Consider the following 9,255-nt stretch of genomic DNA (forward strand, 5'->3'; position numbering starts at 1 on the left):
TCTGGGGGACTTTTTCAGCCTGAGCCAAGAAATTCGAGAGCGAAGTAAGTCCAATGGACTTTTTCAGCCTGAGCCAAGAAACTCGAAAGCTCGTAAGTCTGATTGGCTTTTTCAATGTGAATCTTAACTTCACACTCCCAAAGAGGTATTAGTGTCGTGTCTCAATCTTATATCAATGTTATCGGTGCTGGTTTGGCAGGTTCTGAAGCAGCTTACCAAATCGCAGAGCGTGGTATTCCAGTTAAACTTTATGAAATGCGTGGTGTCAAGTCGACTCCTCAGCACAAAACAGACAATTTTGCTGAGTTGGTTTGTTCCAATTCTTTGCGTGGGGATGCTTTGACAAATGCAGTTGGTCTTCTCAAGGAAGAAATGCGTCGCTTGGGTTCTGTTATCTTGGAATCTGCTGAGGCTACACGTGTTCCTGCCGGTGGAGCCCTTGCGGTGGATCGTGATGGTTTCTCTCAAATGGTGACCGAAAAAGTGGTCAACCACCCCTTGATTGAAGTGGTGCGTGATGAAATTACAGAATTGCCAACAGATGTTATTACAGTTGTGGCGACTGGTCCCTTGACTAGCGATGCCCTGGCTGAAAAGATTCATGCCCTTAATAATGGCGATGGCTTCTATTTCTACGATGCAGCAGCGCCTATTATCGATGTCAACACTATCGATATGAGTAAGGTCTATCTCAAATCTCGTTATGATAAGGGAGAAGCAGCCTATCTCAATGCTCCAATGACCAAGCAAGAGTTTATGGATTTCCATGAAGCCTTGGTCAATGCGGAAGAAGCACCGCTCAATTCTTTTGAAAAAGAAAAGTACTTTGAAGGATGTATGCCAATCGAAGTCATGGCCAAACGAGGCATTAAAACTATGCTTTATGGTCCTATGAAACCAGTCGGTCTTGAGTATCCAGACGACTACACAGGTCCTCGTGATGGAGAATTTAAAACCCCTTATGCGGTGGTTCAACTTCGTCAGGACAATGCAGCTGGTAGCCTCTATAATATCGTCGGTTTCCAAACCCACCTTAAATGGGGAGAGCAAAAGCGCGTTTTCCAAATGATTCCAGGTCTTGAAAATGCGGAGTTTGTTCGTTATGGGGTCATGCACCGCAATTCTTACATGGATTCACCAAATCTTCTGGAGCAGACCTACCGTTCTAAGAAACAACCAAATCTCTTCTTTGCTGGTCAGATGACGGGTGTGGAAGGCTATGTAGAGTCCGCAGCATCAGGCTTAGTTGCAGGTATTAACGCGGCTCGACTCTTCAAGGGTGAAAGTGAGGCTATTTTCCCAGAGACAACAGCGATTGGAAGTCTAGCTCATTACATCACCCATGCCGACAGCAAACATTTCCAACCAATGAATGTCAACTTTGGGATTATCAAGGAGTTGGAAGGCGAACGTATCCGTGATAAGAAGGCTCGTTATGAAAAAATTGCAGAGCGTGCCCTCAGCGATTTAGAGGAATTTTTGACTGTCTAATTTTTTTGAAAGAATCGCTCATGATACTATAAAAATCTTAGAAATTGTGATAAAATAGGTAGGATAAAAGAAGGAGAGTGAAAATGGCGAATCCCAAGTATAAACGTATTTTAATCAAGTTATCAGGTGAAGCCCTTGCCGGTGAACGTGGCGTAGGGATTGATATCCAAACAGTTCAAACAATCGCAAAAGAGATTCAAGAAGTTCATAGCTTAGGTATCGAAATTGCCCTTGTTATCGGTGGAGGAAATCTCTGGCGTGGAGAACCTGCAGCAGAAGCAGGTATGGACCGCGTTCAGGCAGATTACACAGGAATGCTTGGGACTGTTATGAATGCTCTTGTGATGGCCGATTCATTGCAACAAGTTGGTGTTGATACGCGTGTGCAAACAGCTATTGCAATGCAACAAGTGGCAGAGCCTTATGTCCGTGGACGTGCCCTTCGTCATCTTGAAAAAGGCCGTATCGTTATCTTTGGTGCCGGAATTGGTTCACCTTACTTCTCAACAGATACAACAGCGGCCCTTCGTGCAGCTGAAATCGAAGCGGATGCTATCCTTATGGCTAAAAATGGGGTCGATGGTGTTTACAATGCCGATCCTAAGAAGGACAAGACAGCCGTTAAGTTTGAAGAATTGACCCACCGTGACGTTATCAATAAAGGTCTTCGTATCATGGACTCAACTGCTTCAACCCTCTCAATGGATAACGACATTGACTTGGTTGTCTTCAACATGAACCAACCAGGCAACATCAAACGTGTCGTATTTGGTGAAAATATCGGAACAACAGTTTCAAATAATATCGAAGAAAAGGAATAAGAAAGATTATGGCTAACGCAATTATTGAAAAAGCTAAAGAGAGAATGACCCAGTCTCACCAATCACTTGCTCGTGAATTTGGTGGTATCCGTGCTGGTCGTGCCAACGCAAGTTTACTCGACCGTGTACATGTAGAATACTATGGAGTAGAAACTCCTCTTAACCAAATTGCTTCAATTACCATTCCAGAAGCGCGTGTTTTGTTGGTAACACCATTTGACAAGTCTTCATTGAAAGACATCGAACGTGCCTTAAACGCTTCTGATCTTGGTATCACACCAGCTAACGATGGTTCTGTAATTCGTTTGGTTATCCCTGCTCTTACAGAAGAAACTCGTCGTGACCTTGCTAAAGAAGTGAAGAAAGTCGGTGAGAATGCTAAAGTGGCTGTCCGCAATATCCGTCGCGATGCTATGGATGAAGCTAAGAAACAAGAAAAAGCAAAAGAAATCACTGAAGACGAATTGAAGACTCTTGAAAAAGACATTCAAAAAGTAACAGATGATGCTGTTAAACACATCGACGACATGACTGCCAACAAAGAGAAAGAACTCTTGGAAGTCTAAAAATAAACAGAAAAACTCAGTTGGCATTGCTGGCTGAGTTTTGTTCGAAAGAAGGAAATATGAATACAAATCTTGCAAGTTTTATCGTTGGACTCATCATCGATGAAAACGACCGTTTTTACTTTGTTCAAAAGGATGGCCAGACCTATGCTCTTACCAAGGAAGAAGGTCAACATACAGTAGGGGATACGGTTAAAGGTTTTGCCTACACGGATATGAAGCAAAAACTCCGCTTGACAACTCTAGAAGTGACTGCCACTCAGGACCAATTTGGTTGGGGACGTGTCACAGAAGTTCGTAAAGACTTGGGTGTCTTTGTGGATACAGGCCTTCCTGACAAGGAAATCGTTGTGTCACTCGATATTCTCCCTGAGCTCAAGGAACTCTGGCCTAAGAAGGGTGATCAACTCTACATCCGTCTTGAAGTGGACAAGAAAGATCGTATCTGGGGACTCTTGGCTTATCAAGAAGACTTCCAACGTCTGGCTCGACCTGCCTACAACAACATGCAGAACCAAAACTGGCCAGCCATTGTATACCGCCTCAAGCTGTCAGGAACTTTTGTTTACCTGCCAGAAAATAACATGCTTGGTTTTATCCATCCTAGCGAGCGCTATGCAGAGCCACGTTTAGGGCAAGTTTTAGATGCGCGTGTCATTGGTTTCCGCGAAGTGGACCGCACTCTGAACCTCTCCCTCAAACCACGTTCGTTTGAAATGTTGGAAAATGATGCCCAGATGATTTTGACTTATTTGGAAAGCAATGGCGGTTTCATGACCTTGAATGATAAGTCATCTCCAGATGACATCAAGGCAACCTTTGGCATTTCTAAAGGTCAGTTCAAGAAAGTTTTAGGTGGTCTTATGAAGGCTGGTAAAATCAAGCAAGACCAGTTTGGGACAGAATTGATCTAGGGTGACATATGAGAAAATCATTTTACACTTGGCTCATGACCGAGCGCAATCCTAAAAGTAACAGTCCCAAAGCTATCCTAGCAGACCTAGCCTTTGAAGAATCAGCTTTTCCAAAACACACAGATGATTTTGATGAGGTGAGTCGCTTTTTGGAAGAACATGCCAGTTTCTCTTTTAACCTAGGAGACTTTGACGCTATCTGGCAAGAATACTTAGAACACTAGCATGATTCATTGGGTTTGGGCTAGTAATTTCTCCATCCCTTTGCTATAATAAAAAGAAATAAAAGGATTAGAGAGGTTCTTTATTTGAAGGAACATTCAATAGACATTCAACTGAGTCATCCAGATGACCTGTTTCATCTTTTTGGTTCCAATGAGCGCCATCTTCGTTTGATGGAAGAAGAGCTTGATGTGGTGATTCATGCTCGTACAGAGATTGTACAAGTCTTGGGGGGGGAGTCAGCTTGTGAGGAAGCTAGACAAGTTATTCAAGCCTTGATGGTTTTGGTAAATCGTGGAATGACAGTCGGCACACCAGATGTAGTGACTGCGATTAGCATGGTCAAAAACGATGAAATCGACAAATTTGTCGCCCTTTATGAAGAAGAAATTATCAAGGATAATACAGGGAAGCCTATCCGTGTCAAAACACTAGGTCAAAAACTTTATGTGGACAGTGTTAAACAGCATGATGTGACCTTTGGAATTGGGCCAGCAGGTACAGGGAAGACCTTTCTTGCAGTGACCTTAGCAGTGACTGCACTTAAACGTGGGCAAGTCAAGAGGATTATCTTGACACGTCCAGCGGTGGAAGCAGGAGAGAGTCTAGGTTTTCTTCCGGGTGATCTTAAGGAGAAGGTAGATCCTTACCTTCGACCTGTTTATGATGCTTTGTATCAGATTCTGGGGAAAGACCAAACAACTCGACTCATGGAGCGTGAAATTATTGAGATTGCGCCCCTTGCCTATATGCGTGGACGGACCTTGGATGATGCCTTTGTCATTCTCGATGAGGCGCAAAATACGACCATTATGCAGATGAAGATGTTTTTGACTCGTTTAGGTTTTCATTCTAAGATGATTGTCAATGGAGATATCAGTCAGATTGACCTGCCACGCAATGTCAAGTCCGGTTTGATTGATGCCCAAGAGAAACTCAAGAACATTCACCAGATTGACTTTGTTCATTTTTCAGCCAAGGATGTGGTTCGCCACCCAGTTGTCGCTCAGATTATCCGAGCCTATGAACCAGAACCGGTTAAAAAAGAAGAGAGTGAAGAATTAGATTCTCAACCTCTATATGAAGGATAGTTCTTTTGTACTTAAAGTTATCTCAATACTAAATCTATAGTAGATTGAAGCTAGAATAGTACGTTGTGACTGCTAAAACATTTTTAGAAATTAATTTGACTTTCCTGATTGATTTGTTTATATCTTATTTCAATCTACTATAAGTTTGCTTTTTAAATGTTTTATTCAATATCCTTATATTAGATTAGAAAGGTTTCAAGTGGAAGAAACGTATGGAATCAATCTTTTTAAAACTAGCTCAGTATCCCATAGTCGAGACAGAGCGTTTGTTGCTTAGACCTGTAACTTTGAATGATGCGGAAGCAATGTTTGACTATGCCTCGGACAAGGATAATACACGTTACACTTTTTCAACCAATCAAAATGTAGAAGAAACCAAGAATAATATTGCTCAGTTCTACTTGGCTAATCCCTTGGGACGCTGGGGGATTGAATTAAAAGATAACGGCAAGTTTATCGGAACCATTGACTTGCACAAGATTGATCCTGTTCTTAAGAAGGCAGCTATTGGCTACATTATCAATAAAAAGTATTGGAATCAAGGATTGACGACAGAAGCCAATCGTGCCGTAATTGAGCTAGCTTTTGAGAAGATAGGAATGAATAAGTTAGTTGCTTTACACGATAAGGCTAATCCCGCGTCAGGAAAGGTCATGGAGAAATCAGGCATGCGTTTTTCCCACGAAGAAGCTTATGCTTGTATGGACCAGCATGAAAAAGGCCGAATCGTGACAAGAGTTCATTATGTCTTGACCAAGGAAGACTATTTTGCAAATAAATAAGCAGTTGAAAAGAAATTTTTCGACTGTTTTTTCTTCCTCTTACGAATAATCTAAGAGAGGAGAAAATATGGAAGCAATTATCGAGAAAATCAAAGAGTATAAAATCATCGTCATCTGTACTGGTCTGGGCTTGCTTGTAGGCGGATTTTTCCTGCTAAAGCCAGCTCCACAAACACCTGTAAAGGAAACGAATTTGCAGGCTGAAGTTGCAGCTGTTTCCAAGGATTTGGTATCCGAAAAGGAAGTGAACAAGGAAGAGAAGGAAGAACCCCTTGAACAAGATCTAATCACAGTAGATGTCAAAGGTGCTGTCAAATCGCCAGGGATTTATGACTTGCCTGTAGGTAGTCGAGTCAATGATGCTGTTCAGAAGGCTGGTGGCTTGACAGAGCAAGCAGACAGCAAGTCGCTCAATCTAGCTCAGAAAGTTAGTGATGAGGCTCTGGTTTACGTTCCTACTAAGGGAGAAGAAGCAGTTAGTCAACAGACTGGTTCGGGGACAGCTTCTTCAACAAGCAAGGAAAAGAAGGTCAATCTCAACAAGGCCAGTCTGGAAGAGCTTAAACAGGTTAAGGGACTGGGAGGAAAACGAGCTCAGGACATTATAGACCATCGTGAGGCAAATGGGAAATTCAAGTCGATTGATGAACTCAAGAAGGTCTCTGGCATTGGTGCTAAGACCATAGAAAAGCTAAAAGACTATGTTACAGTGGATTAAGAACATCCCCATTCCCCTAATTTACCTGAGTTTTTTGTTACTTTGGTTTTATTACGCTATTTTCTCAGCATCCTATCTTGCTTTGTTGGGCTTTGTTTTTCTGCTAGTCTGTCTCTTTTTCCAATTTCCATGGAAATCAACAGGCAAAGTTTTAGTGATTTGTGGAGTCTTTGGCTTCTGGTTTCTGTTTCAAAATTGGCAACAGAGCCAAGCGAGTCAAAATCTGGCGGATTCTGTTGAAAGGGTACGGATTCTGCCTGACACTGTTAAGGTCAATGGTGATAGTCTGTCCTTTCGCGGCAAGGCTGATGGACGCATTTTTCAAGTCTATTATAAACTCCAGTCCGAGGAGGAGAAAGAAGCCTTTCAAGCTTTAACCGACCTGCATGAGATAGGACTAGAAGGGAAGCTTTCGGAGCCAGAAGGGCAGAGAAATTTTGGTGGCTTTAATTACCAAGCCTATCTGAAGACTCAGGGAATTTACCAGACTCTCAATATCAAAACAATCCAGTCACTTCAAAAGATTGGCAGTTGGGATATAGGAGAAAACTTGTCCAGTTTACGTCGAAAGGCTGTGGTTTGGATTAAGACGCACTTTCCAGACCCTATGCGCAATTACATGACAGGACTCTTGCTGGGACATCTGGACACCGACTTTGAGGAGATGAATGAGCTTTATTCCAGTCTAGGAATTATCCACCTCTTTGCCCTATCTGGCATGCAGGTAGGTTTTTTCATGAACGGATTTAAGAAACTTCTCTTGCGATTGGGCTTGACCCAAGAAAAGTTGAAATGGCTGACTTATCCCTTTTCCCTTATCTATGCGGGACTAACTGGATTTTCAGCATCGGTTATTCGCAGTCTCTTGCAAAAGCTACTGGCTCAACATGGGGTTAAGGGCTTGGATAATTTTGCCTTGACAGTGTTTCTCCTCTTTATTGTCATGCCAAACTTTTTCTTGACAGCAGGAGGAGTCTTGTCCTGCGCTTATGCTTTTATCCTGACCATGACCAGCAAAGAAGGGGAGGGGCTCAAGGCTGTTGCTAGTGAAAGTCTAGTCATCTCCTTGGGCATATTGCCCATTCTATCCTTCTATTTTGCGGAATTTCAACCTTGGTCCATCCTCTTGACCTTTGTCTTTTCCTTTCTATTTGATTTGGTCTTCTTACCGCTCTTGTCTATCTTATTTGCCCTTTCCTTTCTCTATCCAGTCATTCAACTGAATTTTATCTTTGAATGGTTGGAGGGAATGATTCGCTTGGTCTCGCAGATGACAAGTAGGCCGTTTGTCTTTGGACAACCTAATGCATGGTTTTTAATTTTATTGTTAATTTCCTTGGCTTTGGTCTATGATTTGAGGAAAAATATCAAAAGAGTAGCTGGCTTCAGCTTACTTATTGTGGGTCTCTTTTTCTTGACCAAGCATCCACTGGAAAATGAAATTACCATGCTGGATGTGGGGCAAGGAGAAAGTATTTTCCTAAGGGATGTAACTGGGAAGACCATTCTCATAGATGTAGGTGGCAAGGCAGAATCTGATAAGAAAATTGAAAAATGGCAAGAAAAGGCGACGACCAGCAATGCCCAGCGAACCTTGATTCCCTATCTCAAAAGTCGAGGAGTAGCCAAGATTGACCAGCTGATTTTGACAAATACGGACAAGGAACATGTTGGAGATTTGTTGGAGGTGACCAAGGCTTTTCATGTAGGGGAGATTTTAGTATCAAAAGGAAGTCTGAAACAGAAGGAATTTGTGGCAGAACTACAGGCGACTCAAACCAAGGTGCGCAGTGTGACAGCAGGAGAGAACTTGCCAATTTTTGGAAGTCAGTTAGAAGTCCTATCTCCAAGGAAAATTGGAGATCATGAAGATACCCTGGTTTTGTATGGAAAACTCTTGGATAAAAACTTTCTTTTCACTGGAAATTTGGAGGAGAAAGGAGAGAAGGACATGCTGAAGCACTATCCTGACCTAGAAGTGGATGTTTTGAAAGCTAGCCAACATGGCTCTAAAAAATCATTAAGTTCAGACTTTTTAGAACAGCTCAAACCAGAGATGACTCTCATCTCAGTTGGAAAGAACAATCGAACGAAACTCCCCCATCAGGAAACTTTGACACGACTGGAAGGTATCAATAGCAAAGTTTACCGAACTGACCAGCATGGAGCTATACGGTTTAAAGGTTGGAATAGTTGGAAGATTGAAAGCGTTCGATAGGAAAGATAAATATTATTATTAGACTTCCTGCGAAACAAAATATGGTATAATAGTTCTATGAATTATGAAGCAAGTAAACAACTAACTGATGCACAATTTAATCGTCTTGTTGGTGTTCAGCGCACGACTTTTGAAGAGATGTTAGCTGTATTAAAAATTAAACACGCAAAAGATGGATAAAAACCTAAATTAAGCCTAGAATACCTTCTTATGGCGACTTCAATATGTGCGAGAATATCGAACTTATGAACAAATTGCGGCTGATTTTGGTATCCACGAAAGCAACTTAACCCATCGGAGTCAATGGGTTGAAGTAACTCTTGTTCAAAGTGGTTTTACGATTTCAAGACCTCCTCTCAGTTCTGAGGACACGGTAATGATTGATGCGACGGAAGTAAAAATCAATCGCCCTAAAAAAACAATTAGCGAATG

Annotated in this window: 9 protein-coding genes and 1 pseudogene; all 10 read left to right on the forward strand. The window is 42.0% G+C overall.

All coding sequences use genetic code 11. The annotated features are described in order from the left end of the window. Positions 1–156 precede the first annotated feature (156 nt). Entirely contained in the window at positions 157–1,491 is a 1,335-nt protein-coding gene (gene trmFO / locus HT708_RS11100; protein ID WP_000083733.1) for a methylenetetrahydrofolate--tRNA-(uracil(54)-C(5))-methyltransferase (FADH(2)-oxidizing) TrmFO, read from the forward strand. Positions 1,492–1,574: 83 nt separating this feature from the next. Further along, entirely contained in the window at positions 1,575–2,312 is a 738-nt protein-coding gene (gene pyrH, locus HT708_RS11105) for a UMP kinase (protein WP_000002996.1), read from the forward strand. A gap of 8 nt (positions 2,313–2,320) precedes the next feature. Further along, positions 2,321–2,878 (forward strand): ribosome recycling factor, encoded by a 558-nt coding sequence (gene frr / locus HT708_RS11110; RefSeq protein ID WP_001262225.1) that lies wholly within the window; start codon positions 2,321–2,323, stop codon positions 2,876–2,878. 59 nt (positions 2,879–2,937) lie between these two features. Then, entirely contained in the window at positions 2,938–3,792 is an 855-nt protein-coding gene (cvfB, locus tag HT708_RS11115) for an RNA-binding virulence regulatory protein CvfB (protein ID WP_001095471.1), read from the forward strand. Between the two features lie 8 nt (positions 3,793–3,800). After that, a complete protein-coding gene (locus tag HT708_RS11120; RefSeq protein ID WP_001232084.1) occupies positions 3,801–4,016 on the forward strand; it encodes a YozE family protein in 216 nt (71 codons plus the stop codon). Positions 4,017–4,100: 84 nt separating this feature from the next. Next, positions 4,101–5,105, forward strand: a complete 1,005-nt coding sequence (locus HT708_RS11125) for a PhoH family protein (protein ID WP_000658205.1) — start codon at positions 4,101–4,103, stop codon at positions 5,103–5,105. Between the two features lie 212 nt (positions 5,106–5,317). Next, positions 5,318–5,887, forward strand: coding sequence for a GNAT family N-acetyltransferase (locus HT708_RS11130; RefSeq protein WP_000443735.1), 570 nt, complete (start codon positions 5,318–5,320; stop codon positions 5,885–5,887). A 67-nt stretch (positions 5,888–5,954) separates the two neighbouring features. Further along, on the forward strand, positions 5,955–6,605 hold the full coding sequence (locus HT708_RS11135) for a helix-hairpin-helix domain-containing protein (protein ID WP_000387332.1): 651 nt from the start codon (positions 5,955–5,957) through the stop codon (positions 6,603–6,605). Next, on the forward strand, positions 6,589–8,823 hold the full coding sequence (locus HT708_RS11140; RefSeq protein ID WP_000942432.1) for a DNA internalization-related competence protein ComEC/Rec2: 2,235 nt from the start codon (positions 6,589–6,591) through the stop codon (positions 8,821–8,823). The genes HT708_RS11135 and HT708_RS11140 overlap by 17 nt, the downstream gene beginning before the upstream one ends. 57 nt (positions 8,824–8,880) lie before the next feature. Beyond that, positions 8,881–9,255, forward strand: a pseudogene (locus tag HT708_RS11145) (transposase family protein); the annotation flags it as partial.

It is taken from the genome of Streptococcus sp. 3613 (assembly GCF_013277375.1).
Lineage (GTDB): Bacteria > Bacillota > Bacilli > Lactobacillales > Streptococcaceae > Streptococcus > Streptococcus pseudopneumoniae.